The following is a 25,185-nucleotide window of genomic DNA, read 5'->3' as shown; positions in this document are numbered from 1 at the left end:
ATGCTTTAACTTCCGTTTTTAGGGATGAAGAAGATATGATAGCGACTGTTAATGTGCTTACCAAATGGTTTTTATGCAGGTTGCTTGGTGGAGGTTTTTGTCGGTGCATTGGCTTGGGCTATTTTTAAATATTTCAGTAGGTTGAATTCAAATCCTCACGTTATGCACTTATTGGTTAAATCCAAGCAGTATGACAGTAGGTTTTTTAATATTTGTCATATTCTGTTTACACAAAGTGATTCTGAGGATGATAAGTCGTTTTTTGAGCTGTAGATAGGGACTTGTTTGAGGAATTTAAAAGTGTATTATACTGGGATTTTTTTGTATATCTGATAATTTTTAAAAGAATAATATTCTTTTTTTGATCGTGGGGGTGTGCATTACAGCAATGGCACTTGCTTTTAAAAGGTTATTCCATTTGATGAAAAATACACGTTGTGAAGCCAGTGATTCGCAGGCTCTGAGGGAAAACAGTTTGCTGGTTAAATCGGCAATCGAAGACTTCGAAGAGAAAATGGTGGCGAAATTTGTGGATGAAATGGCACTGGTGTACATCATCGGTGCTTTTTCAGCGGGAAAATCTCGTTTGGTGAGAGAGTTGTTGCGTTCTTATAATCTGGCTCATCTGCTGCCCATCAGTTCACAAGATCGGCAAAGTGCTCTGCCACTGGAGATTACTTACAGTGATAAAGCGTGTCTGAAGCAGATTGATATTAAAAATACCACTGAAGTTGAGTTGAAAGAGTATCCCAGCCGACAAGCGCAGAAAAACTATGATTCTCAGCGGCACTGCCTGCGTTTAGAAGTACCTGAATCGGCATTGTCATTAGGTGATGTCAGTCTGATCAGTGCGGAAGAGGGCTTGAAGCGTTTGGTGATGAAAGACATGCCTGGCTGGAATTCCGGTGACTCCTTTGTCTCAGAGAATCCACTGACCAGTGGGCTGGTGCACGATAACAATTTAAGTTTGGTTTATGTGGTGAGAGCAAATGGCGTTGATGGTCAGGATGATGTGGATCGGCTGAAGGCTGTTTTTGTGGCTGCTGAAGAAGGTGAAGCCTATTTTTACAATAACGTCAATGTGGTGGTGGTGGTTACGCGCTGTGATGATGTTGCTGAGTTTGAAGGTATTCGCACCCGTGTGACGGAAAAAATGGATCGTTTGGTGAAAGAGGCTGAACTGGAAGATGAGTTTAATTTGACTGTTTTGTGTGTTGATTTTGGCAAAGAGTCTGAAAAACGGGATCATTCTGTTTTTATTGCTGATTTTTGGCAGGCAATCTTAAAGCCCATCGAAGCGGATAATGGATCCAGTAGGGGGGCGAGCGCTTCTTTGGCCAAACAGGTGGCTCATTGGAAACCTGAATGGGACATACGATCCAAACTCGCCTCCTCTTTGCAGTTGTTGCGGGCGGCGAAAACCTCCATTGAAGGGTTTAAAAAAGAGGGTGAGTTTATTTTGCATCTGAATTCCACTCGGTTGATGGGCTTGTCTGTAGAGCAGAAGAGGAAAAAAATCGCGGTGGCTTGGAAAAAGCAGGCCGGTGAGTGGCAACATTCCAGTGAAGCAGTTAAGTCTCTCACTTTAGCCAAGGATCACCCCTTGGCGTTGTGGTGGAACGAACACTACTGGTTGCGAGGGTTGTCTTTGAAGTTGCAAAAAGTGGATCGCTTGTTTGCAAAAATGGAAGAGACTGTTGCTGCTTTTCCAGAAAAAGAAGTTGAATTACAAGGGTTTTTTACAGATAAGATGGAAATAGCGTATGTAGAGGCGAGGCGTTCTCTGTTTTCCAGTTTTTATTGGGTAGGCGAAGCGCTGGAAAACAGGTTGAAAGGTGAGGGGCAGGATAAAGTAGTGGCGACATTGCTCTCTTTGTCCATTATTGATGCAAAGTATTCGGATTATCGAAATTTATTTGATGTGGTTGAAGGAAAAAAATAATGAATAACACCGTTTTAAGTGCTGCTTTGGCCGAAAGAAAAGAAAAAGTAGCCAAGGTTCTGACCTATCTTGAAAAAACTGAAGAAATTTTTAATGAGCATTCCAGCAAGGAGCTAAAGGCTTCTTGTGCTGATTTATCCGCCATTCGACAAGGTTTGGAGTCGGATAAGGTGCGCATCGTGGTGATCGGGGAATTCTCCCGTGGCAAGTCACGTCTGATTAATGCTTTGCTGGGGATTAATTTATTGCCTTCAGCAAAAGAGGCCACCACGGCAATTAATACCTTTTTGCAGTCTCCAGAAGAGGGGCGAGAGGGTGAAAAGTACATCCGCTTGAACTTTATCGAGAGCAGTCGTGCTGATGAGGAGTTGAGTTGGGGTGACGATAACGTGCTGAAACGCTGGGGCACGGAGTTGGATAAAAACAACCGTACTGCGCGGCGTGATTTAAAACGCATTGATGTGTTTGCGCAGCATGAGTTGTTGGATAAAGGTTTGGTGATTATTGATACCCCTGGTCTGGAGTCGGTGGTTGAACACCATGAAGAGATCACACGTGATGCCATTGCCAGCTCGCACATTGCGATTTGGGTGCAGAGTGTGGAGCAGTTGGGTGGCAACAGCCGTGAGTGGCAGTTTCTTACCGGTACGATTCAGAACTCCTTCCGCAAGTTTTTAACCGTGGTGAACATGTGGGATAAAGTGTTGGAGCCAGAGGATGACCATGACAGAGAAAAATCAGAAAAAGAGCGGGTTGCGGAAAAACTCGCCATTGTGCAGGATAATTTTGCCAAACATCTACCAAATCTCTCCAGCAGTGATTTAGAGCAGATTACAGATAAAAATAATTTGATGGGGGTCAGTGCAAAGTGGGCTTTAAGTGAGGATGCCGAGCAGAGAAGGCGTTCGGGCGTGGAGCAGTTGATTGGGCGTATCTCGAATCTGTGCAGCTCAGGTGATGCGAGTAAAGAGGTTTTTTTCACACCACTGAAAAAATTAAAGACGATTCAAGGGCAAATATTGAGCGGTTTAGAGGCGCAGTTGCAGCAGTTGAGCGAGGCAACGGACTTGAAGCAGCAGGAGCAAGAACTGGAGTCTCTTGATGCCTATATTAAAAATCAGACCTTGGAGATGAAACAGGTTGAGAGTGAACATCGTGAGGAGCATCGTTTGGCAGCTGAGGTGATTATCGCGGCGGTGCAGGAAAAACTGGTGCAGCCTTTGATCTCATTGAAAGACGAGATGGAAATTGCCTTGACAGAGGATTATGTGCGGCGTGAAGTTGAGGCGGGGCGGAAGAAAATCTCTCTGCCCAGTACAGCCAAAAATCGTTACATCAAGGTAACGAAAGAGGTGGATGCGGTGTGGGGTGAACAGCAGACCGAAATTGAACGTCATTTGCAGGATCTAAAAGTAGAGTATCTGGAGCAGATGAAAAAACAGACCGGAGAACTGAAGCAGCAGTTGGTGGGCATTGCGCCGGATCTGCCGGAGATTAAAGTGGATGTGCAGGTTAATTTGAGTTCAATCATCGAATATCAGCAGAAACGTCTGGAGCTGGAAAAGGCGTTGGAAATGCACGAAGCTAAAAAGGATGAGTTGGAGATAGAAGCGGCCAATGTGCCGAATATGGACGCGCAGGTGCGTGCAGCACAAGCGGCCTACGAGCGGCAAGCACGGCAGTTGGAAAATTTAGGTTCGCAGCCCAGTCCAGATTCTATGAGAGAACCCTATACAGTGGAAGAGGCTGGAATGTACAGTGATGCTAAATATGGAGAAAGGACATCTTACGATGACTCTAACGTAACGGCCTACAAAGAAGAGCGTGCTGAAATCAAAGGAAAATTAGAGACACGCGAAGACGCTATGGAGCGTTTGATGGCAGAATCGTCTGCCAACGACGCGAAAAAAGTTAATTTTGAAGTGCAGCGGCGTAAAGCGGAAAAGCGCTGGGAAAAAGAGGAGAAAAAAAGAGCAGCGGCAGAGCAGAAAGAGGCCAAGGCGCGGACTGAAAAAACCGCTGAGGTGCTGGAGAGTTTAAAACAGAGCGCCTTGGGTGAGTTGAGCCAGCGCATTGCCTTTTTGAAAAAGAATATGGACAGTTCAATCAAACAGCTCTTTGATGATCAGTTGGATGCTTTATTGTTGTTGGTGGAAAATGAATTTATGCAGCCGCTCAAAGCCAAGCATGCTGATCGTGCCAAAATACAGACGGTTTTGGAAAAGGGCAAAGAAGAGGTGGCTCGCTGTCAGGCTACGTTAAGCGCGGCGAAAAAAGAGTTAAGCGACGTGATGGATTTGACTGAAATGGCCATGGTCGGGGGATAAATTGATGAGCAACATGGATCTACAGAACCTGCATGCCGAACTGCCGTGTTTAAGCGAAAAAATAGCCCGTATTGCGGATAAAACCGTGTTGGCTCATTCGCCGCTCAGCGTCTGTTTTGTGGGGGAATTTTCGACGGGAAAAAGCAGCTTGATCAACAGTTTGTTGGGTGAATCGCTGCTGCCGACGGCTTCCGAGGAGGCCACCGCATTGCCTACGTTTATCGAATATGCCGATCAGGTGCAGCGGGAGTTGCTTGATGTGCAAGGGGGGCGTACTGCAATCAGCGCCGAGGCGTTTGTGCAGTACACAACCGAAGCCCCTGAAAACAGTTTTTGTTCGCGGTTGCTCTACCCAGCGGAGTGGTTACGTGAATTGATTTTGGTTGATCTGCCTGGGTTGGGCAGCACTTCACAACGCCATCGTGCCTATACAAACGCGCAAATTTCGGCCTCAGATGTCATTGTGTATCTGCTCTCTTCTCGTGGGGTTACGCAAGGTGATCTGGATCTGCTGCGGGTGGTGAAAGAGAACAGAAAAAAAGTGATGGTGGTGGTGGGAAAGTGGGATGGCATCGAGTCTTCCATTAAAGAAGGTGAGCAAGCGCCGGATCTGTGCGATTGGGGCACGACGTTGTTGCAAAAAACCGGTTTGGATCTAGATCTGGTGGGGGTGAGTAAATACGGTCATGGGCATGACAAAATAGTGCGCTTTTTAGCTCAATCGAAAGCCGAAGTTGCTGCTATTCGAGAGCGTCGCTTTCAGGCGGAGTTAAGCCCTATTTTACAAAATCGTCTGGTGGAGCTGGAGACGGAAAAACAGGTGTTGGGCGCAGCGACAGCGGAGCAAAAGAAGAGCTTGCAAGAGGCGTTGTTGTCAGAACGAGCCGGATTGTTGGAGTTGAAACAGAGTGTCTATGAAAAAAGCAATCTTGATCAAGCGCAGTTGAAAAAAAGCACCTCGTCTGTGGTGGAAAAAGAGAAAACAGAACTGTTGCAGGCGTTGCAGGCGTTGCCTGCCATCGAGCAGGAAAAGGATTGGCCGATTTTTTTGGAGGCCGCCTATCAGCAACTGCAACATCGTTTGAAAACCTTGGCCACCGAATTGGAAAGCAGCTCCAATCAGTATGGGGACATGGGTGCGTTGATGGGCGATGTGAAAAAAATTGACCTGCATCTGCCGACTCCAGAAAAGATCTGTTTTAGTGATTTTCTTGACTCGGGGCGTTTGGAACAGCTGCATGAAGAGTGTCGGGTGAAGCAAGCAAAAGTCGAAGATGAAAAGCAGAATATAGAACAGATTCCCGATGTGGATCTGGATGCGGCCTGTCAGGATGTGCAGATGCTGCAAATGGAGCAACACACGGTGGCTCAGCAGGAGTTGCCGCGTGTTTTGCAGCAGGTCGAAGGTTCAAATGCTGCGGGCAAAGTAGGCAAGGCAGTGGGTACGTTGTTGGACATCGGTTTGATCTTTTTAGCACCGCCAACAGCGGCGACCAAAGGAGCGGCGGTGGTTGGTGCAGGAGCGAAGGCGTTAAAAACAGCAAAAGTGGTCGGTGGCGCTTTAAAAAAAGTGAAAGAGACAGCATCAACACTGGATCCGGTGATTAATTTTACCGAGAAGCTCTCTCTCAGTTATTGGGGGGAACGCATAGGAAACAGTTTTGATGCAGCACCAAGAAGTAGGGAGGTTGTTGATCCTGAAGCAGAAGCAGAGCAGCGCCGCGTGTTGAATGAGTACACGCAGAAAATATCGGAAAAACGCAGGGAGCTGATGCGTTTAGAGCAATTGCGGCAGCAGCGTGATTACAGTGAATTTGCCTTAGAAGAGCATCTTAAACAGCAGCAGCAACTGGAGAGGAAAATAAAACAGCTTGAGTCGGCTGCTGTGAATGCCGAGCGTGAGGCGAAAGCTGAGGCAGAACAGCAACGCAAACAAGTGCAGAAAAATTATCGACAGCAGGTGGTTGATCAGAATGTGAATTCATTAGGGCAACAGGCGCGCTCCATGACGCAGTTGATTGCGCAGCACTGTAAGTCCTATTGGCAAGAGGAGATTAAGGTGGTGTTACAGGATAAAATTGACTCTATCGACTCTTTGGCAGAGAAGATTCAGATGGCACCACAGCATCAGCAAGAGCAGTTGCTGCTGTTGCAAAACAGAGTCGAAGGTGTTCAGAAGGTTATCGCTTCTCTTGAGGGATAGGGCTGTTTATTTTTTGAAGAGGTGTTGCTTTGGATCGAAATAACATTGGATTTTTTTTGCAGGATACGTCTGTAGCAGAGGTTTTGAATGACTATCTCGTGCTGTTGGCAGCTTCGACAAAAAAATTAAAAGAGAGTGAGCGAAGTCTGATTGATTTGCGTATGAGAGAGTCTCAACTGTCTCTAGACAAGAAGAAGCTAACGGAAGAAAAAGAGCAGCTGCGAAGAGAAAAAAACAACTTTGATAAGAGAGTGTTGTCTGGAAGGAAACGAATGTTACAAAAAAAGAAAAATAAGCTGGATTCTGAGGAAGGCTATCTTAAAAAACGCGAGGATTATTTGAATGTAAAAGAGTCTCGTTTGGACATAAAAGAAAAGCGTTTGGATATTGTAGAGTCAATGTTGGCAAATAGAGAAAAATTGGCTTAAATACCCTTTTAATGGTTTTGCTGTGCGTTCTTATTTCTGAGGTTGGTTTATGAGTTCTGATGTGTTAAGTGATTTTTTGCATAAAAATCAAGATCCAAAAGTGCTGAATGATTATTTGAGTTTGTTGGCTTATTCGGCACAAAAAACAGACAGTGTTCATGCGTTAGTGGCACTGAGGGCAGAAAACGAGGAGCTTAAAGAGGAGCTGTTGCTTGAAAAACAACGCTATAACGTGTTGTTGCAAGAAAAGATGGAGCCTATGGAAGCGGTGTTTCAAAGTGAGGATCAAGATGTGATTGATGTGTTGAATTCAAACATAAAAAATCACATATTGTCGCAGTCGGCTAAAGAGATAAAAAAGCCCTTTATCGCGGGTTTTTCTAAGGTTAAATCTCTATTTAATAATTAATATTAATCTATTGGGTCTGGGGAGGGCAGCCTTGAAGGAGAGCAAGTTGAGTCTATTTTTAGATGAAGCGACTGTGTCAGCGGTTTTGAGTGATTATTTGTTGTTATTAGCACGTTCGACAAAACGAATAGAGGAGAGTGATCGTTTTTTGACTGAATTGCAGATACAAAATGCAGAACTTATGCTTGAAAATAAGGCGTTGCTGAAAGATAGAAAAAATTTTGATTCAGAGAGAATTGAAAAAATTAAAAATAAACACCAAGAGTTGGTGAAAAAAGAAGCGTTTTTAACGGATAAAGAAAAGCATCTTTCTACAAGAGAAAAGTCTCTAAATCATGAGGGTAAATGGGCTAGTAAATTTTTCTCAAAAAAAGAGAGTGCGTCTAAAAAGAGTATCTGCACCTAAAAAAAGGGATAAATGAGTACTTTAAAAGACCAGCTAGCAGAAAAGATAGCCGCTGATATCGAATGCTTGATGCCCGCGCAGTCGGTGAAGAGCGGCACTCAAATTCTTGCACGGCGGCGTTTGCAGCGTGTTGCTGATAAATCACCGTTGATGTTGATCTGGTTGGCCGAACCGTGGCAGAACGACAATGACAATGTGAATGATTTTTTATTTCATTGCGCTCGAATTCATCTGTATGCTCGAATTTTAGACGATGCCATAGATGAAAATCTCCCCGTCCATCGCTTAAATTTATTGCGTTACCAACCTCAATTTTGGGCTGCGCTGGGGGCTTTGGCTGGTGATTATTCAGAACGATGGTCGCATTGCTCAGAGCTGATTACCGAGACGGTGGTGGCGGTTGAGGAAGAAACCGATGGAGCTGCCCCCGCTACTTGGGGTAAAAAAAACCATCATTTGCTGTTAATACCGTTGTTGTTAGCAAAAAATGACGCGGATTTTTTAATACACAAAGAGGCGTTATCTGACTTTATCTGGTTGATGCAGGCGGGTGAGGAGTGGCAGCAAGGTGTGTTGAATAATGCAGAGATTATTCATGAGGTGTTGCTTAAAATAGAGGCCATTCTTGCCAGTGAAGAGATTTCAAAACTGATGTTGGCAGGGTGGACAAGAGTTGCGGAAAGAATGTTATGGGACTGCAAAAATTTGTTGTTGGTGTTGTCGCGTTAACCTTTAAGCGGTGTGATGGTGTGATTTTGTCTGTTCCCACAGTTCAGTTCTGTCCCCATTTCCGTTACCATGCGCCCCATGAAATCACTCACTAAAACTCGTTTTGCCCCCAGTCCAACGGGGCTACTGCACATCGGTAACTTGCGTACCGCTCTTTTTAATGTTCTCTATGCACGCCAGCAGCAAGGGGTTTTTCTGCTGCGCTGTGAGGACACCGATCCCGAACGCAGCAAAGAAGCCTTTTTACAGGCCTTGATGGCGGATCTGCGTTGGTTGGGGATGGATTGGCAAGAGGGCCCCGAGGTCGGCGGTGAGTTGGGACCCTATCGTCAATCGGAGCGCAGCGACACCTACGACACCTATTACCAACAACTGGAAGAGGCGGATCACGCCTACCCCTGTTTTTGCTCCCCTGAAGAGTTGGCACTGAGCCGCAAAGCGCAGCGTTCGGCGGGATTGCCGCCGCGTTATTCGGGCAAATGCGCCCATCTCTCTGCCAGCGACCGTCAGCAGCGCTTGGATGACGGTCGTCAACCCACCTTGCGGTTTCGGGTTGCCAATGATTCTGTAACCGAATTTGAGGATTTGGTGCGCGGCTCACAGGCGTATTCGGGTAAAGACATTGGTGATTTTATCATTCGTCGTGCCGATGGTTCTCCGGCCTTTTTCTTCGCCAATGCGCTTGGATGATGCGCTGATGCAGGTCAATTGTGTTTTGCGTGGCGAGGATCACATCACCAACACCCCACGGCAGTTGATGATTTTGAACGCTTTGGGTTTGCCACAAGCGCAGTACGGCCACACCTCGCTGATTTTGGGGCAAGACGGTCAACCGCTCTCCAAGCGTAACGGTTCACGCAGTCTTAAAGAACTGCGCAAAATGGGTTATTTCCCCATTGCCATTTTGAACCATCTGGCGCGTCTCGGGCATCACTACCGCGATGAGAGTCTAATGAGCTTGCAACAGCTCAGTGACGGTTTTCAGCTCAGTAGCTTGGGCAAAGCCCCGGCGCGTCACGATGAGTTTCAGCTTAATCATTGGCAAAAATTAGCTTTGGCGGCTGCCGATGATGAGGCGGTGTTGGTGTGGTTAGAGTCTCATGAACCAGAGGGTGTTTCTTTGCGTGAGCGTGTGCCAGCGGAATTGTTGGCCAACTTTGTTCGTGCCGTGCGTGCCAACATTACGCAACCGGCGGAAGCCTACCACTGGGCAGAGCAGTTCTTTTCTGCGTCTCCCGTGTTGAGTGAGGCGGCAACAGAAGTGCTGCAAAACAGCCCCGCCGTTCTGTTTGAGAACGCCTTGGCGTTGCTGCCGGAGGCCGATGATTTTCGCAGTTTTGCCAAAGCGGTGGGCAAAGCCGCTGGAGTGAAGGGAAAAGGCCTCTTTATGCCGCTGAGAGCGGCTTTGAGCGGTGAGGTTCACGGCCCTGAGATGGGGCATATTTTCCCGCTGCTGGGTCAGACGCGAGTTGAACAGCGTTTACAGCGGGCGTTGAGCTTGACGAACACAGGAGTAGCCCCATGATCTCTCTTTACAACACTCTGACGAATAAAAAAGAACCTTTTGTACCGATCAAAGCCGGTGAAGTGGGTCTGTACGTCTGCGGCATGACCGTCTACGACTACTGCCATTTAGGTCATGCTCGGGTGATGGTGGCGTTTGATGTCATGGTGCGTCATTTTCGTCATCGCGGTTTTAAGGTCAATTATGTGCGTAACATCACCGATATTGACGATAAAATCATTGCCCGAGCGAATGAAAACGGCGAAGATTTTCTTGACTCTGACCGAGCGTTTTATTCAGGCGATGCACGACGATTCCGATGCGCTGGGGGTGCTACCCCCAGATGCCGAGCCACGCGCCACTCAGTCGATGCCCTCCATTTTGAAGATGATCGCAGAACTGATCGAAAAAGAGTTTGCCTATCAAGCGGAGAACGGCGATGTCTATTACAGCGTCAAATCTTTCGCTGAGTATGGCAAATTGTCGGGGCGGCAAGTGGAGGATCTGCGCGCAGGCGCACGGGTGGAGATCGGCGAGCAGAAACGCGATCCGCTCGATTTTGTGCTCTGGAAAATGGCCAAAGCCGATGAACCGTTTTGGGATTCCCCTTGGGGCAAAGGTCGTCCCGGTTGGCACATTGAATGTTCCGCCATGTCCACGGATCTGTTGGGTGAACATTTTGATATTCACGGTGGCGGCCAAGATCTGCAATTTCCTCATCATGAAAACGAGATCGCCCAGTCGGAAGGCTGTCACGGCCACAAGACGGTTAATTACTGGTTGCACAACGGTTTTGTGCGCATCAACGATGAGAAGATGTCCAAATCCTTGGGTAATTTTTTCACTGTGCGTGACATTTTAGAGCGTTACCGAGCCGAAGAGGTGCGCTATTTTATTCTCACCAGTCAATACCGCAGCCCACTGAATTACGATGAAGAGCATCTGTTAAACGCCCGTGCGGCTTTGACGCGCTTTTACACCACCTTGCGTGATCTGCCTGTGGCTGAAGCCGTGCAGAGCGAAAGCGATTACGAAGGTCGTTTTAATGCGGCGATGGATGATGATTTCAACACCCCTGAGGCGTTGGCGGTGCTGTTTGAGATGGCGCGTGAGGTGAATCGTCTGAAGGAGAAATCCTTGGCAGAAGCGGCTCCGTTGGCGGCAAGCTTAAAAGCATTGGCGGGCGTATTGGGCATTTTGCAAAACGACCCTGATGAGTTTTTCAAACAAGCGGCGGGCAGTGACGAGGGTTTGAGTGATGGCGAAGTGGATCAATTGATTGAAGCCCGTTACCAAGCACGAGCGGATAAAAATTGGGCGGAAGCGGATCGCATTCGGGATCAGCTTAAAGAGGCTCATATTGTTTTGGAAGACGCAGCGGGTAAAACCCATTGGCGACGGGCGTAGGGGCGGAACATTTTCCGCCCTTGTTTCTTTCCAGACAGATTGATTGTTTAACCGTGATTCTTAACCGTGGCCGGAATCACCGCCCCCGCCGCCTGCATGGCAATCGCCTCAGGGTGGTTTTGTAGTGTCTGCGTACCACCTCGGCTAATTTTTCCTTAACCGCCTCATCGACCAAACTGGGCGAGGTTTCTGGCAACACGTCAATTAACCCCGTTAATAACTCATCTTGTGGCGAGGTCATGCGGCTGACCCATGAACTCAAAAGCTGACGATCAACGTAAGCGGGCAGCGAACCCATAATGCCGACGTCGTTTTGATTGTGGATCAACAGGCCGGTGGTGGTGCCACGATCCAAGGTCAAGACCTGAAAAAAGTAGAGGCTGTGATAGGCCAATTGTGCTGCTTTTTGTTCGGCGCTGGCTGGCATGGGGTGCTCAAAATGCGGCTTCAAAATAGCCAGATAGCCGTCAATGGCGGCTTCACCCACGCGCATGGCCAAGGCAAGATCCGCTGTCGCATCGCCGCTGTTGTGGTTCTCCAGATAAAAATGCGCTACGCCGCGATGCCGTTTTAACACCGGAATCTCAAAATAGCCGTCGCCTTGCGTCAGTGCCGAATCGTACTGCTCGGGTGCAGCGGTTTTGAGTGCGGCGAGGAAGGCGATCTTATCTGCTTCGATGGGGTTGGAGGGGTTCAAATCAGCCATCAAACGCCAGTAACCGTGACCGTCTTTCATTTCTGTCCAGCTGAGGTGAATGTGTACCGAAGGAGCCAATGGGTGCTGGGGATGAATGATGGTGGAGAGGGCGGTGGCGGAGGCGAGTTTTTTCTCGGGGAGATCATCGTAATGAATCTGCGAGACATTAACCGAACCTCGGCCAAACAGCGCGCCATCGGCGCTTTCATAACGTTCACCGCCGCCAAATTGTCCGTCTTCGCGCAGCCATTCGACGGCGTTAAAGGTCTGTTGTTTGCCCCCACAGGTGAGGGCTTCCAGCCCAGTGACGAAGCGTTGTTGCAGTGCGGTAACCAGTGCGAGTGCATGATCTGCGCTGGAGGAGGTGGCGTAGGTGCGAGTCATATCAAAGCCCTTTTTAAAAGTGGGGCTACTATGCCGAGCAATGGCGTTGGGTTCAAGCCTTTTTATCCTCTGGGTTTTGGGCTAGGCTGCATTTCATCTGTGATGATTGGGGAATGAGTGATGCTGGGAGCAAAGATTAGGTTTGAGGCGGTGAAAGGGGTGGGCGATGTTGAGCTGGATTTTCAGCCGGAGCAGCGTGTTTACACGTTGATTGGCAGCAATGGTATTGGTAAAACCAAAACCTTGGAGTCTCTGTTTCAGACTCTGTTGAAACTCAGTTGCAAAATGTGAAGGGCATAGTCTTAATTGATGAGATTGAAAGCCATTTGCATCTGACGTGGCAGGCAAACATTATTCCTTTGCTGAAAAAACTGTTCCCCAATACCACGTTTTATATCACGACTCATTCACCCATTGTGATCTCTCAACTGGAAGAGGGTGAGGCGTATCAACTGAAACGGGATGCCGATGGCGTGGTTCGCAGTCAATTGATTTCAGCACCAAACAAAGCGGCAATGGTGGATGTGCTGAAAGATGCGTTTGGGATTGACCTGAATCGAATCAAGTTAGATCACGCCTCGCCAGAAAAGCAGCAGCAGGCAAAACAGGGTTTGCTCGATTTATTGAATCACTGATGTTGCGCGCTGAATAAGAACCGATGGTATCTACCTTAAAGGTTATTCAAACAACACGACCTAATTTTCCTTCTTCAGTGGAAGAGAGGTTCTGGGTTAGGGGAGGTTTATTTTTCGCTCGTCATTCCCGAGAAGGCGGGAATCCATAGGGTCTTGTCATAGATTCATGTGGATTCTCGCCTACGCGAGAATGACGTGGGTTGAAATTCTCTTAGTTTCTCACTCACTGCGTAACATCAGTTAATTAGATTTATCCCGTCGCCAAGGCATTTGATACATCAACCAATAAACCAACTTACAGCCAAAATAAACCGCAAAACCGGCCAGAATCACATCGCTGAGAAAATGCCCTCCCTGTGCCATACGCACCCAGCCGATGTACGCGCCCATCCCCAAGCCAATGGCAAACCAAGTTTTGCGCCGCCAGCCAACAAACAGAAACGCCGGAGCCATCAGCACAAACGCAGCCGAGGCGTGACCGCTGACAAAGGAACAGTTGTAGGGGCATTGGTCGGTGATCTGCCACGCACGAGTGAACTGCATCGCGCCATTGAATTGAGTTACTTCATAGGGGCGTGCTCGCGCCCAGTTTTCTTTAAACAGTGCGTTGACGATCAGACCCGGCCCCACCAGCAGACAGAAGAAGAGAAACAGAGTCGTTTTACGCCAATGTCGCCAAATGGGTCGAAAACTGAGGGCAAAGGTGAGCAGCAGCAGGATGAGAATGCCGCGTCCGATAAGGGGAACCCAATCATAAGGGATCTCTACGACAGGCTGGCCGAGAAGGGGAAAACGTTTCGTTTCAGGGTCATAAAACCAGCCACCGCTGATCAAATCCAGCTGAGGAAACAGCACAAACAGCGCACTGACAAACAGCAGGGCGATAATTGGCCACTGCGTTTTCAGCAGCAAGCGCGGCTTCACTCGCGCATCACAGCGGCTTGCAGGGTGTTTTCCAGCAGCATGGCACGGGTCATAGGGCCGACTCCGCCGGGAACAGGGGTGATGTAAGCGGCACGTTGTGCGGCGATTTCATACTCTACATCCCCCACTAAACGACCCTCGTCGGTGCGGTTGATACCCACATCAATCACCGTTGCGCCCTCTTTGATCCAATCGCCTTTGACCAAGCCCGGTTTGCCCGCAGCGGCAATGACGATGTCGGCGCGTTTGATGTGGTTGGCGGTGTCGTGGCTAAAACGGTGACAGACGGTGACGGTGGCGCCGGCAATCAGCAGTTCCATCACCATCGGGCGACCAACGATATTGGAGGCACCGACGACCACCGCATGACGGCCTTTGTAAGTCTCTCCTACGCTGTTGAGCAGCTTGATGATGCCCCACGGGGTGCAGGGGCGCAGCTGTGGCATTCGTAAGGCCAGCAGGCCGATGTTGTGGGGATGAAAGCCATCCACGTCTTTATTGGGGTTGATCTGTCCAATAACGCGGTTGCCGTCGATGTGTTCGGGTAGGGGCAGTTGCACCAAAATACCGTCAACGTTGTTGTCGTTATTGAGGGTTTGGATCAGCTCCAGCAGTTCCCGTTGGCTGGTGCTGTGGGGCAGATCGTGGGCGTAGGAGTTGAAGCCCACTTCTTCGCAGTCACGGCGTTTGTGTTTGACATAAACCTCAGAGGCGGGGTCGCTGCCCACCAGCACCACCGCCAAACCGGGCGCGCGCATTCCAGCGGCTAAGCGGTGGCTGACCTGTTCTTTGACCCCGTGACGAACCTCTTGGGCAATCTGTTTGCCGTCGATAATCTGTGCTGCCATCTGTTGACCCCTTTCTCAGTGGGGCGGGATTCTCTCATGCGCGCTTTAATGGTGACAAGCGTAATTAGATTCATTTTTAATCTAAGGTGGCTTGCATATTGCGGAGAGGCTATTAGGTGGTTCCTAATTTCGTCAGGAGAGTGAAATGGCTTTAAAAAATATGGCTCGGCAACACGGTGGTGATGAGGGCGGTGCTGTGGATCTGCGCGTGAAACGCGGTGCGGATGAGCAGCGTCGCCACGCACGGACGATGGCCAAGCAGCAGCAGGCGGCGGAGCGCATCTCTGCCGCTGCCACGGAGTTGGCCAGTGGGGTGACGCAAGCGGCCAGTGCGCGAGATCAGTTGTCGATTGCGGTGGGTGAAATTTCCGCTGGAGCGGAACAGGCCAGTGGTGCCTGTGAGCAGAGCCTGTTTTCGATCACTAAAATTAGCACGAAAATTAAGGAGCAGACCGCCTTGGCAGAAGCGATGGCCAATCGCACGGTGGCAATACAGGCATTGGTGAAACGTACCGCTGCATCGGTGATTAATTTGGTGGAGAACGTCCGCACCTCATCAGAACGACAAAAAAGTTCTGTGGCCGCTGTGGCCGAGATGGAAAAACAAGTGGTTAGCATCAATGAGTCGGTGCGTCAGGTGATGCGAATTGCAGATCAGACCAATTTGTTGGCGCTCAATGCCGCCATTGAAGCGGGGCGGGCGGGCAAACACGGCAAAGGTTTTGCGGTGGTGGCGGACACGGTACGCACTCTGGCCGAGACGGCGGAAAAAAATGCCTTGGGAATTTCTAAGCAGATTGAGGTGATTAAAGAACGGGCGCGCAGTGTGGGGGATTCGGTTACGCAGGCGAGCAAAACGGCACTGGAAGAAGTGGCAAAAGGTGAGGTGATCACGGTTCAGCTGGGGGAGATAAAATCGGAGGTGGAGGGAATCTATAAGGGGTCGCAAACCTTGGAATCACTGGCCAGTGATGTGAATCGATCTTCTTTAGTCGTGCAAAAATCCTCCGACACCATTGCCACCGCCGCTCAAGAGCAGGCCAGTGCGGCGGAAGAGGTGGTGGTTTCACTGGAGCAGCAGGCGCAGGCGCTGGGTGAATCAGAGCAGGCAGCACAAGGACTGGAGGTGATTTCCGATGAGTTAAAAAACAGCACTGATATTGCTAAAAGTGCCGAAGAGGTGGCCGCCAGTGCCGAAGAGCTTTCCTCTTCCATTGAGGAGATCAATCGCTCTGCAACCCAAATTGGCACCGCCATTGATCAGATCAGTCAGGGTGCAGAACAGAGCGCCAGCGCCATCGAGCAAGCGGTGTCGGGCATTGCTGAAATCGAACAAGGCATGGAGGGGGCGAATGCCAGCAGTGATGAGACGCTGCGCCGATGTGAAATTATTCAAGAACTCTTAAAGGTAAATAAAGAGAGCATTGTAGATATGACGGAGGGGTTAAACCAGTCGATGCAATCGGGCAGTAAAAATTTGCAGAGTATCGAAGAGGTGGGGCAGTTGGCGCGTTTGATCGACAAGGTTACCGATGCCATTGCCACGGTCTCGATTAAAACCGGCATGTTGGCGGTTAATGGCGCGGTGGAAGCGGCGCGCGCAGGCGAATACGGCAAAGGCTTTGCCGTAGTCTCTTCGGATATTCAGAGCTTGGCCGACGATGCTTCCGATAATGTGGATCAGATTAAAGATCAGGTGAAGGCAATTCAGGAGCAAGCATCTAAGGTGCGCTTGGATTTAACCGAAGTGGCAAACAATACGGTGAAGGATGTGGAGCGTGCTACTCAGACGGTTGCTGATTTAGTGACGACAGAAGAAGGGGTGGGACAGATTTTGACTGTTAGCAGCCAGTTGAAAGCGGTTTCAGAGAATGTTTTTAAAGCCGTTGGTGAAATTAAGAGGGATATGGAGCAGATCGCAGCCGCAGCCGAACAAGCCAGCAGCAACGCGGAAGAAGCGTCTACGGCAGCGCGTCAACAATCCCAAGGTGCCACAGAATTGGCGGTAGCCACCGAAGAGATCGCCTCGATTGCCGATGAGTTGCAAAGTTCGTAGTGCATTTGATTCAAGCGAGGGCAAAGGTATGGCGATGGCATTGGCAGTAGAAAATGACCCAGAGGCGCTGGCAGAGCGTCAATCTGAAGCTGAAGACGAGGCATTAGAAGAGAGAAATCAATACGTCAGTTTTCAGGTGGGGGAGGAGGTGTTTGCCTTTCCGATGAACACGGTCTTGGAGATCATTCGGTTGCCCGAGACGGTGGCGGTGCCACTGACCCCCAAAGCGTTGTTGGGGCTGGCCAATTTGCGCGGCAGCGTGCTGCCAATTTTAGATCTACGCCAGATGTTGGATTTGCCGACGCGGGAATACAACGATGCCAGCCGAGTGATTGTCACGGATCTGGGTGCGCCCGTGGGGTTGGTGGTGGATAAAGTTGCGCGGGTGATGCAGGTGGAAGCCGACACCATTGATCTCAACGAGCAGATGCAGCAGAACATCGGTGCGGATCTGTTGGCGGGGGTGATCAAAGGCGACAGCGGCGATGCCTTGATCCAGTTGCTGAATGTGGCGCAGTTGATCGAGCAAGAGTTCAGCGCCGTATTGGCCTTGGCGGAGTCCGATGAGAGCGAACGGGAGGCCGCCATTGCCGTTGCTCGTGAGGCGGAAGAAGAGACCGATCAATTGGTGAGTTTTACCTTGGAGGATCAAGAGTACGCCTTCAATTTGCTGGAGGTGGAGGAGATTGTGCGTCTGCCAGAGCAGATTTCCAGTGTGCCGCGCAGCGATAGCCATGTGGTGGGTTTGATGGATCTGCGCGGTCGGCTGTTGCCCTTGGTGAGCTTACGCTGTTTGCTGGACTTTTCCGAAGTGGAAGGCAGCAACGATGAGAGCCGCATTTTGGTGATCAGCTTGAAAAACGCACAGGGCAAAAAAGCCTCTGTCGGTTTGGTGGTGGACGATGTGAAAGAAGTTCTGCGGGTGGAAAAATCGCTGCAAGACGCAATGCCCGCTCTGTTAAATGACGATGCAGAAGGGGCGGAAATCGCCTCTATCTGTCGGCTTGATGGGGGTAAACGTCTGGTATCGGTGTTGCGAGCGGAGTCTCTTTTTGCTCTGCCCAGCGTGCAGGCGGCCCTCGAAGAGAGTGCCGGTGATGAGGCACAAGAGACGCTTGAAAATGAGGAGGAAGCGGTGCTTGAAAATGACGATGACATAGAGCAGTTGGTGGTGTTTCTGCTCGGTAAGCAGGAGTACGGCGTGACCATTGATGACATTCAAGAGATCACCCGTGTGCCAGAGACGCTGGATAAAGTGCCGAAAACGGCAGCGGCCATTGAGGGCATGGTGAATCTGCGCGGCACAGTGTTGCCCGTACTGGACATGCGCAGCCGGTTTGAGATGACGAAGATGGAGCGCAGTGAACGGCAGCGCATCATCGTTTTTAGCCTCAAGGGCAGTCGCACGGGCTTTATTGTGGATTCGGTGGCAGAGGTGTTGCGCCTGCCTCGCTCTCAGATTGAGACGGCTCCGCCGCTGTCGGAGGATCAGGCGCGCATTATGGGACGGGTGATTAACTTGAAAAAAGAGCAGCGCATGATTCAGGTGTTGTCTGCCGCTGAATTATTGAGCGATGAGGAGGTTGAATTGTGTTGATCTTCTGGCTGACAAAGGAGCAATGAGATGAAACGAGTCTTGGTGATTGATGATTCCGCATTGATGCGTCGCCAGTTAAGCGAAATGTTGCAACAGGGCGGTTACGAGGTGCAGATCGCTCGCAACGGAGAAGAGGGTTTGAGCAAAATTGAGACCTTTGACCCTGCCGTGGTGACGTTGGACCTGAATATGCCGGTGATGGACGGCATGACCTGCTTGAGTTTGATTATGCAGCAGTGTCCCAGACCGGTGGTGATGGTCTCCTCTTTGACGGAAAAAGGCGCGCTGGCTACTTTTGAGGCCTTGGAACTGGGGGCGGTGGATTATCTGGCCAAACCAGGCGGCACGGTGTCGGTCAATCTGCGAGAGGTGAAAAAAGAGCTGTTGAGCAAGGTGAAAGCGGCCTCTATGGCGCGACTTTCAAGGCCTCGTTCGGTGCAGAAACGCCCCTCTATGCCTGTTAAGAGTCGTCCTGTTTTGCAACGTCCACCACCTGTGGCTGGGCAGGCTGCCGAAGGGGTGGTGTTGATCGGTGTGTCAACGGGAGGGCCGCGCACCTTGGAAGAGGTGATCTGCGCGTTACCGGCGGATTTTCCGTTGCCCATTTTGGTGGCGCAACACATGCCTGCCAGTTTCACCCGCCTGTTTGCCGAGCGTTTGAATAAATTATCGCCCCTGCAAATACAGGAGCTGGATAAACCCACCCCACTGCAAGCGGGTACGGTACTGATCGCTAAGGGCAATGCCGATATGAAAGTGATTCGGCGTTCAGGGCGTTTGATGGCGTGCCTGACACCGGAGCGGGCGGAGTTTCTTTGGCACCCCAGTGTGGAGTATCTGGCTCAATCTCTGCAACAGACCTGTGATCCCAAACAGGTGATTGCGGTGCAGTTGACCGGTATGGGCAGCGATGGAGCGGAGGCGATGACTCAGTTGCATAAACAGGGTGCGCGCACCATTGCAGAGTCGGAGCAGACGGCGGTGGTTTACGGTATGCCTCGTGAATTGGTCGAGCGTGGCGGAGCGGAGTTGGTTTTGCCCTGCGATAAAATTGCCGCGCAGTTGATTCGTTGGGCAGAGGAAATGCCCAGTGAGCAAAAACAGCGTCGAATGGCGTAGCTGAAGGAGATGAGGCGATGGGACTGAGAAAAAGAGCGGTAGAAGATGAGCAGGAAACCGTGGTTTTGGAGCGCGGTTACGAAACGCTGCTGCTGGCGTTGGCTTCGGAGTCGGCCCTTAAGCGCCGCGACGCGGTGCGGGAGCTGTCGGCGTATCCGCAGGCGGTGACGGACTTGTTGAATGCCTTGACGAGTGAGCCTGAACACGCGGTGCGTGAGGCGTTGTTGGGAGCGTTACAACAGATTGGCGGTGAGCCGGTAGTGGCGGGCTTGATTACCTTGCTGCGTTCGGAGGATGCGGTGTTGCGTAACGGTGCCATTGAGGTGTTGCAGACCATGCCCGAAGGGGTGGCGTTGCACATGTTGGAGCTGCTCAATGATCGGTATTCGGATGTGCGTATTTTTGCCATTGATATTTTGCAGCAGTTGGCGCACCCACAAGCGCCCGAATGGCTGTTGTCGGTGCTTAAAGATGAGACCCACATCAATGTGGTGAGCACGGCGGTGGATCGTTTGGCTGAGGTGGGGCGGGCGGAGATGGTGCCGGAGCTGATGGCGATTAAGCAGCGTTTCCCGAAGGAGGCGTATTTGGCCTTTGCAGTGGATCTGGCCTGTCGTCGAATCGAGGAGGTTTAGTTATGTTGGCAGCGTCGGTGGCAGAGCGTGACGGCACCATTAGCGATGTGGAGTTTGAGCGTTTTCGGGATTTTTTTTATCGTAAAACGGGCATTCGGTTTGAAAATAACAAACGTTATTTTGTCGATAAGCGGCTGTTGGAGCGGATGCAGCAGACGGGGCATGAGAGCTTTCGCAGCTATTTTACTTTTATGCGTTTTCAGGCTTCACGGGATGAGCTGCAAGAGCTGATCAACAGCATGACGGTGAACGAGACTTACTTTTTTCGTGAAGAGTATCAGTTTAAGTGCATGGTGGATGAGCTGCTGAACGAGGTGGTGCGCCACAAATCGCCTGGTGAGAGTATCCGTATTTGGTCTCTGCCCTCCAGCAGTGGGGAGGAGCCTTATTCCATTGCGCTGTATCTGTTGGAGCATTGGCCTCTGTTGGCGAAGGTGGATGTGGAGATCTGTTCCTCGGACATCGACAGCAAAATATTGCAAAGTTGTCGTAAAGGAATTTATAGCCAGCGGTCGGTGAAACAACTGCCAAAGGCGCTGTTAAAACGGCATTTTAAACCGTTGCCAGGGGATCGTTTTCAGATTGATCGTGAACTGCGAGAGTCGATTCAATTTACCCAAGCGAATCTGAACGACGCCAGTCAGATGCGCCGCTATCGAAACTTTGATCTGATTTTCTGTCGAAATTTGCTGATCTATTTTGATGATGCTTCACGTCGGCAGGCGGCAGAGCTGTTTTATGACGCTTTGAATCCGGGTGGGTTTATTTTTTTGGGGCATTCGGAATCCATGAGCCGCATCTCATCGCTGTTTTCGGTGCGTAAATTTTCCAAGGCGTTGGCCTACCAAAAACCGCTTTGCTAGGGAGTGTCATTGAGCATGAAAAAAATTCTAATTGTGGACGATGCGCTGACGGTGCGCCTTTATCACCGCCAGTTGATGGAGACCTTGGGGTTTGAGGTGGGGGAGGCCGAAAACGGCATTGAGGCGCTGGAGCGAGGTTTGAGCGAGCATTTTGATCTCTTTTTGGTGGATGTAAATATGCCCAAGATGGACGGCTATCGCTTGGTGGAGGCGATGCGCCAAGAGCCAAGTTTGGCCGCCACACCGGTGATTATGATCAGCACCGAAGAGTCGGAGCAGGATCGGGAAAAAGCGTATTTGAGTGGCGCTAATTTTTATGTGGTGAAACCGGCGGATGTGGCTGAGTTGCAGACCTACGCCACCTTGCTGGCGGGAGGAGCGTAAGCATGGATTCTTTGCTGGCCTGTTTTTTGTCGGAGTCGCGGGAGAATTTGGAGACCGCAGGCCGCTGTTTTTTGGAGCTGGAGAAAAACCCCGATAACCGTGCGTTGTTAGACGATCTGTTTCGTGCCGTTCACACCATTAAAGGTTCGTCGGGTCTGTTTGAGATGCCGTATTTTACCAAGGTGGTGCATGTGGCGGAGGATCTTTTGGATCGGGTGCGTGCGGGTGAGGTGAGCTTGAGAGCGGAACACATCGACCTGTTTTTGGAGGTGATGGATCAGGTTGCTATCTGGTTGGATGAATTGGAGGATGAGGGCAGCTTGGGGGGGGATGCGATGGCCATCAGCCAGAATCTGAGTCAAGAGTTAAGCTTGATCTCACCCCCCAGCACTGAGGCTGATGAAGCGTTAAGCTCGGCTCTGGATCTTGCAGAGCCAGAGCCTCTTTTATCGCTGCCGAGCGAGTCGCCTTCGTGGTTGTCTGCGCTTGAAGAAAAGCAGCGTGCGGATCTCTTCGGGCGCTACTACGCGGCTGATACAACCTTGCTTGCGCTTGAATATGTTCCGGCAGAGGATGCTTTTTTTTCTGGAGAAGACCCGCTGCACACGGTGCAAAATGCACCGCATCTGCTCTGGTTTGGCGTGACAACGCAAGCCCCTTGGTTGCCGCTTAAAGAGCGTGATCTGTATCAATGCAACTTGAGTTTTTATGCGCTCAGTGTGGCAACTGAGGATGAGCTGAAAGATTATTTTCGCTACCAACTTGAGCAGGTGAATGTGAGCGTCTTGGCGCTGTCAGAGTTGGTTTTTGTTAGCGGTGAGTGGGGTGATGAAGAGCCGTTTGAGCTGTTTTTGCAACAGGCTCCAGCGGTGGTAATGGCGGAAGATTGGTCGCGTCTGGCTGAATTGATTCGGCCTCTGTTGGAGTTGAGCGGAGCGGAGTTACGCCAAACGTCGGTGTTGCGTTGGTTGCGCTTGTTGCTGAATCAGGGGTGTCAGACGGTGGAGCTGTTCCGTTTTTTGTTGGTCTCAATGACTCAACAGGAGTTGACGTGGCCGGAAGCGGTGGCTGTTGTAGCACCTTCAACGCAGTGGGATGAAGAAGTATCGAAAATATCGGTGGCACAGAAAAAAGCCTCCGAGCAGGCGTTGCAGACGCAGCAGCATATTTTGGCTTTGCCTTGTTCTGATGAAGCGTTGCTGGGACGCATTGCGTCGGTGTCTACGGTGGTGGGTAACGTTATGCGGCTGTTGTCACTGCCTGTGGAGCCGGTCTGTCGGGTGCGTGATCAAGCCCAAGCTGAGCGATCTCTCAAACCGTTGTTGGGTTTTTTACAAGGGCTAAATTTATCGGCTGATGAGCCTGAAGATGAGCTTGAAAATAGGCCAGCGAAGGCCGCTCCAGCGAAATCATCGCCCTCGTTGTCTGTGTTGCCAGCGCCTGTGGAACAGCGCAAAGCGGATCGGCGTCAGGCAGAGCGTCGTCATGAGAAGGAGGTGGTGAGCAAAACCTTGAAGGTGGATCAGCAGCGCATTGATGCGTTGATGGATCTGGTGGGCGAGCTGGTGGTGGCTAAAAATGCGCTGCCGTTTTTGGCCAAGCGCGCCGAAGAGCATTTTGGTGTGCGTCAGCTGGCAAAAGAGATTAAGAGTCAATATACGGTGATCAATCGTCTCTCTGAGGAATTGCAAGGGGCGATGATGCAAATTCGCATGGTGCCGATCTCCACCGTGTTTCAGCGGTTTCCACGGCTGGTACGCGATCTGTCGCGCAAGTTGGGCAAACAGGTGGAGCTGAAGGTGGAGGGCGAAGAGACCGAAGCGGATAAAAACGTGGTGGAAAATCTGGCCGATCCGCTGATTCATCTGGTGCGTAACAGCCTGGATCACGGACTGGAGAGTGCAGAGGAGCGCCGAGCGGCGGGCAAGCCTGCCAGCGGTACGATCATCTTGCGTGCGCTGGGTCAAGATGATCAGGTGGTGATTGAAATCAGTGATGACGGGCGGGGTATTGATCCAGAAAAGATCAAGAAAAAAGCCTACCAAAACGGTCTGCTGGATGAGCAGAGTTTGGACAACATCAGCGACCATGAGGCGTTGCAGCTGATTTTTTCGGCGGGGCTGTCCACGGCGGAGGCGGTGTCGGATCTTTCTGGGCGCGGTGTCGGTATGGATGTGGTGCGCTCGGTAATTCAGGCTGCCGGTGGCAGCGTTGAGGTGAGCAGCGAATTGGGGCAGGGCAGCACGGTGCGCTTGAGTCTGCCGCTGTCGATGGCGGTCACGCGGGTGATGATGATCGAGGTGGCGGGGCAAAGTTATGGCATCTCAATGGAGAACATCGTGGAGACGGTGCGGGTGCCGCGTGAAGCGGTGCAACGGATCAAACAGAGCGAGGCGTTGGTGTTGCGAGAGCGTTTGATTCCGCTCTTTTCACTGCGGGCGTTGTTGCAGTTGCCCGCACGGGCACAGCCTCCTGAGGAGATTGCCGTATTGGTGATGATGTTGGGAAAAGAGGAGGTGGCGCTGGTGATCGATGAATTTCATGAAGGCATTGATATTATCCAAAAATCCTTGGAGGGGGTGATGGCGCATTACCCCTGCTACTCGGGTGCGACGTTGCTGGGCGATGGGCGGGTGCTGTTGGTTTTGAACACACCGGAGCTGTTGGCATGTCGATAAGTTATAAAAAAACCGTGGCGAAACTGAGTGATTTTTGCAGTATTGAAGAGGCTGAACCCTTGTGGGAGTGGCTGTTGGCCAACCCCAATGGCAAATTGAATTTAAAAACCTTGCAGCACCCACACAGCGCGGTGTTGCAGGTGATGATGGCGAATCGAATTTCGGTGTCGGTGTGGCCTGATGACGCGAAGTTGACTCAATGGCTGCAAGCGGCGGTTTTGGATGGCTGAGTGGCAACAGCCCTTTACTTTGGCGGTGAGCAACCGCAAAGGCGGTTCGGGTAAAACCACCACGGCGGTCAATTTGGCTGCTGAGTGGAGCCGACAAGGGCATCGGGTGTTGCTGATTGATCTTGACAGCCAAGGCCATGCGGCGATTGGGGTGGGGTGTCGGGCGGCGCGGCGAGCGGAGGAGCATGTGCATCAGTTGCTGCACCAACCGGAGTTGGCCTTGATGGATGTGGTGCAGTTAACGCCGATTCGCAACCTCTGTTTGGCTCCGGCGAATACGGATTTTTGCGCGCAGGAGTTGCCGGTATCGCTGTTGAAGCAGGCCTTGAACAGTGAGGCGGTGGCGGTGGCCTTTGATCGCATTGTGCTAGATACGCCACCGACGATGGATTCGCTTTTAATCAGTGCGTTGGTGGCAGCGCAGGGGGTTTTAGTGCCTTTTGTGCCGCATCATTTGTCGGCGGTGGGGGTGCGTCAATTGGCGAAGCTGTTTTATAAGGTGGCCACACTGCACAACCCTGACTTGAGATTGTTGGGTCTGCTGCCGATTATGTTGGATCGTAAGTTGAAATTGCAGCAGCGGGTGTTGGCGGATCTGGGGCAGCAGTTTGGCCGTGAACGGATTTTGCGGGGCATTCGCAATAACATTAAATTAGCAGAGGCGTTTGAAGCAGGTGAACCGATTTTTTCTTACGCGCCGCGCAGTTCAGGCGCGATGGATTATGGTTTGATGGTGGAGGAGTTGGAGATTCTTTTTTAGGCCTAATGTGAGGTGAAAAC

The 25,185-nt window shown here is 50.7% G+C and carries 20 protein-coding genes and 3 pseudogenes; 20 read left to right on the top strand and 3 right to left on the bottom strand.

What is annotated here, in order from left to right; translation table 11 throughout:
• The first annotated feature begins 421 nt into the window (after nucleotides 1-421).
• The 9 genes and pseudogenes from Q9O24_06820 to cysS all read left to right on the top strand — a co-directional run bounded on the left by Q9O24_06820 (nucleotide 422) and on the right by cysS (nucleotide 11,355).
• The gene (locus Q9O24_06820; GenBank protein ID MDQ7074858.1) at nucleotides 422-1,942 is read left to right on the top strand and encodes a hypothetical protein; all 1,521 of its coding nucleotides are present in this window, start codon (nucleotides 422-424) and stop codon (nucleotides 1,940-1,942) included.
• Nucleotides 1,942-4,269: a dynamin family protein gene (locus tag Q9O24_06815; GenBank protein MDQ7074857.1), complete on the top strand. Its 2,328-nt coding sequence runs from the start codon at nucleotides 1,942-1,944 to the stop codon at nucleotides 4,267-4,269. The genes Q9O24_06820 and Q9O24_06815 overlap by 1 nt, the downstream gene beginning before the upstream one ends.
• 4 nt (nucleotides 4,270-4,273) lie before the next feature.
• Entirely contained in the window at nucleotides 4,274-6,472 is a 2,199-nt protein-coding gene (locus Q9O24_06810) for a dynamin family protein (protein ID MDQ7074856.1), read from the top strand.
• A 29-nt stretch (nucleotides 6,473-6,501) separates the two neighbouring features.
• Nucleotides 6,502-6,900 carry a hypothetical protein gene (locus Q9O24_06805; protein MDQ7074855.1) on the top strand — a complete coding sequence of 133 codons (399 nt, stop codon included), beginning with the start codon at nucleotides 6,502-6,504 and terminating at the stop codon, nucleotides 6,898-6,900.
• 49 nt (nucleotides 6,901-6,949) lie between these two features.
• Complete coding sequence (locus Q9O24_06800; GenBank protein ID MDQ7074854.1) at nucleotides 6,950-7,309, top strand: hypothetical protein; 360 nt, start codon at nucleotides 6,950-6,952, stop codon at nucleotides 7,307-7,309.
• Between the two features lie 46 nt (nucleotides 7,310-7,355).
• Nucleotides 7,356-7,715 carry a hypothetical protein gene (locus Q9O24_06795; GenBank protein ID MDQ7074853.1) on the top strand — a complete coding sequence of 120 codons (360 nt, stop codon included), beginning with the start codon at nucleotides 7,356-7,358 and terminating at the stop codon, nucleotides 7,713-7,715.
• A gap of 12 nt (nucleotides 7,716-7,727) precedes the next feature.
• A complete protein-coding gene (locus Q9O24_06790) occupies nucleotides 7,728-8,444 on the top strand; it encodes a hypothetical protein (protein MDQ7074852.1) in 717 nt (238 codons plus the stop codon).
• A gap of 69 nt (nucleotides 8,445-8,513) precedes the next feature.
• Nucleotides 8,514-9,969, top strand: a pseudogene (gene gltX / locus Q9O24_06785) (glutamate--tRNA ligase).
• A pseudogene (cysS, locus tag Q9O24_06780) lies at nucleotides 9,966-11,355 on the top strand (cysteine--tRNA ligase). Before gltX ends, cysS begins: the two co-directional pseudogenes overlap by 4 nt.
• Before the next feature lie 47 nt (nucleotides 11,356-11,402).
• On the opposite strand, the pseudogene Q9O24_06775 reads toward cysS, so the two are convergent.
• Nucleotides 11,403-12,436 (bottom strand): annotated as a pseudogene (locus tag Q9O24_06775) (coproporphyrinogen III oxidase).
• A gap of 120 nt (nucleotides 12,437-12,556) precedes the next feature.
• Here Q9O24_06775 and Q9O24_06770 point away from each other — a divergent pair.
• Together Q9O24_06770 and Q9O24_06765 are read left to right on the top strand one after the other, a co-directional pair.
• Nucleotides 12,557-12,727 carry a hypothetical protein gene (locus tag Q9O24_06770; GenBank protein MDQ7074851.1) on the top strand — a complete coding sequence of 57 codons (171 nt, stop codon included), beginning with the start codon at nucleotides 12,557-12,559 and terminating at the stop codon, nucleotides 12,725-12,727.
• Nucleotides 12,724-13,071, top strand: a complete 348-nt coding sequence (locus Q9O24_06765) for an AAA family ATPase (protein MDQ7074850.1) — start codon at nucleotides 12,724-12,726, stop codon at nucleotides 13,069-13,071. The genes Q9O24_06770 and Q9O24_06765 overlap by 4 nt, the downstream gene beginning before the upstream one ends.
• A gap of 240 nt (nucleotides 13,072-13,311) precedes the next feature.
• Here Q9O24_06765 and Q9O24_06760 read toward each other — a convergent pair whose 3' ends face one another.
• A complete protein-coding gene (locus Q9O24_06760) occupies nucleotides 13,312-13,995 on the bottom strand; it encodes a phosphatase PAP2 family protein (protein MDQ7074849.1) in 684 nt (227 codons plus the stop codon).
• On the bottom strand, nucleotides 13,992-14,843 hold the full coding sequence (folD, locus tag Q9O24_06755) for a bifunctional methylenetetrahydrofolate dehydrogenase/methenyltetrahydrofolate cyclohydrolase FolD (protein ID MDQ7074848.1): 852 nt from the start codon (nucleotides 14,841-14,843) through the stop codon (nucleotides 13,992-13,994). Before folD ends, Q9O24_06760 begins: the two co-directional genes overlap by 4 nt.
• A gap of 145 nt (nucleotides 14,844-14,988) precedes the next feature.
• Here folD and Q9O24_06750 point away from each other — a divergent pair, with 145 nt between their 5' ends.
• From Q9O24_06750 to Q9O24_06710, 9 genes are read left to right on the top strand one after another with little or no spacing between them, the layout of a single operon-like run.
• Entirely contained in the window at nucleotides 14,989-16,899 is a 1,911-nt protein-coding gene (locus Q9O24_06750; GenBank protein MDQ7074847.1) for a methyl-accepting chemotaxis protein, read from the top strand.
• A gap of 34 nt (nucleotides 16,900-16,933) precedes the next feature.
• Nucleotides 16,934-18,496: a chemotaxis protein CheW gene (locus Q9O24_06745; protein ID MDQ7074846.1), complete on the top strand. Its 1,563-nt coding sequence runs from the start codon at nucleotides 16,934-16,936 to the stop codon at nucleotides 18,494-18,496.
• A gap of 27 nt (nucleotides 18,497-18,523) precedes the next feature.
• Nucleotides 18,524-19,615 (top strand): chemotaxis response regulator protein-glutamate methylesterase, encoded by a 1,092-nt coding sequence (locus tag Q9O24_06740; GenBank protein ID MDQ7074845.1) that lies wholly within the window; start codon nucleotides 18,524-18,526, stop codon nucleotides 19,613-19,615.
• 17 nt (nucleotides 19,616-19,632) lie between these two features.
• Complete coding sequence (locus tag Q9O24_06735; GenBank protein ID MDQ7074844.1) at nucleotides 19,633-20,250, top strand: HEAT repeat domain-containing protein; 618 nt, start codon at nucleotides 19,633-19,635, stop codon at nucleotides 20,248-20,250.
• 2 nt (nucleotides 20,251-20,252) lie between these two features.
• A complete protein-coding gene (locus Q9O24_06730; GenBank protein ID MDQ7074843.1) occupies nucleotides 20,253-21,113 on the top strand; it encodes a protein-glutamate O-methyltransferase CheR in 861 nt (286 codons plus the stop codon).
• A gap of 15 nt (nucleotides 21,114-21,128) precedes the next feature.
• Nucleotides 21,129-21,497 carry a response regulator gene (locus Q9O24_06725; protein MDQ7074842.1) on the top strand — a complete coding sequence of 123 codons (369 nt, stop codon included), beginning with the start codon at nucleotides 21,129-21,131 and terminating at the stop codon, nucleotides 21,495-21,497.
• Nucleotides 21,498-21,499: 2 nt separating this feature from the next.
• Nucleotides 21,500-24,175 carry a chemotaxis protein CheA gene (locus Q9O24_06720; protein MDQ7074841.1) on the top strand — a complete coding sequence of 892 codons (2,676 nt, stop codon included), beginning with the start codon at nucleotides 21,500-21,502 and terminating at the stop codon, nucleotides 24,173-24,175.
• Nucleotides 24,166-24,405 (top strand): hypothetical protein, encoded by a 240-nt coding sequence (locus Q9O24_06715; GenBank protein MDQ7074840.1) that lies wholly within the window; start codon nucleotides 24,166-24,168, stop codon nucleotides 24,403-24,405. The genes Q9O24_06720 and Q9O24_06715 overlap by 10 nt, the downstream gene beginning before the upstream one ends.
• Complete coding sequence (locus Q9O24_06710) at nucleotides 24,398-25,165, top strand: ParA family protein (GenBank protein ID MDQ7074839.1); 768 nt, start codon at nucleotides 24,398-24,400, stop codon at nucleotides 25,163-25,165. The genes Q9O24_06715 and Q9O24_06710 overlap by 8 nt, the downstream gene beginning before the upstream one ends.
• Nucleotides 25,166-25,185: the final 20 nt, after the last annotated feature.

Source organism: Gammaproteobacteria bacterium (genome assembly GCA_030949385.1).
Classification (GTDB): Bacteria; Pseudomonadota; Gammaproteobacteria; order JAUZRS01; family JAUZRS01; genus JAUZRS01.
Note: the sequence above shows the minus strand (reverse complement) of the source record. Positions and strands in the feature narration are given on the sequence as shown.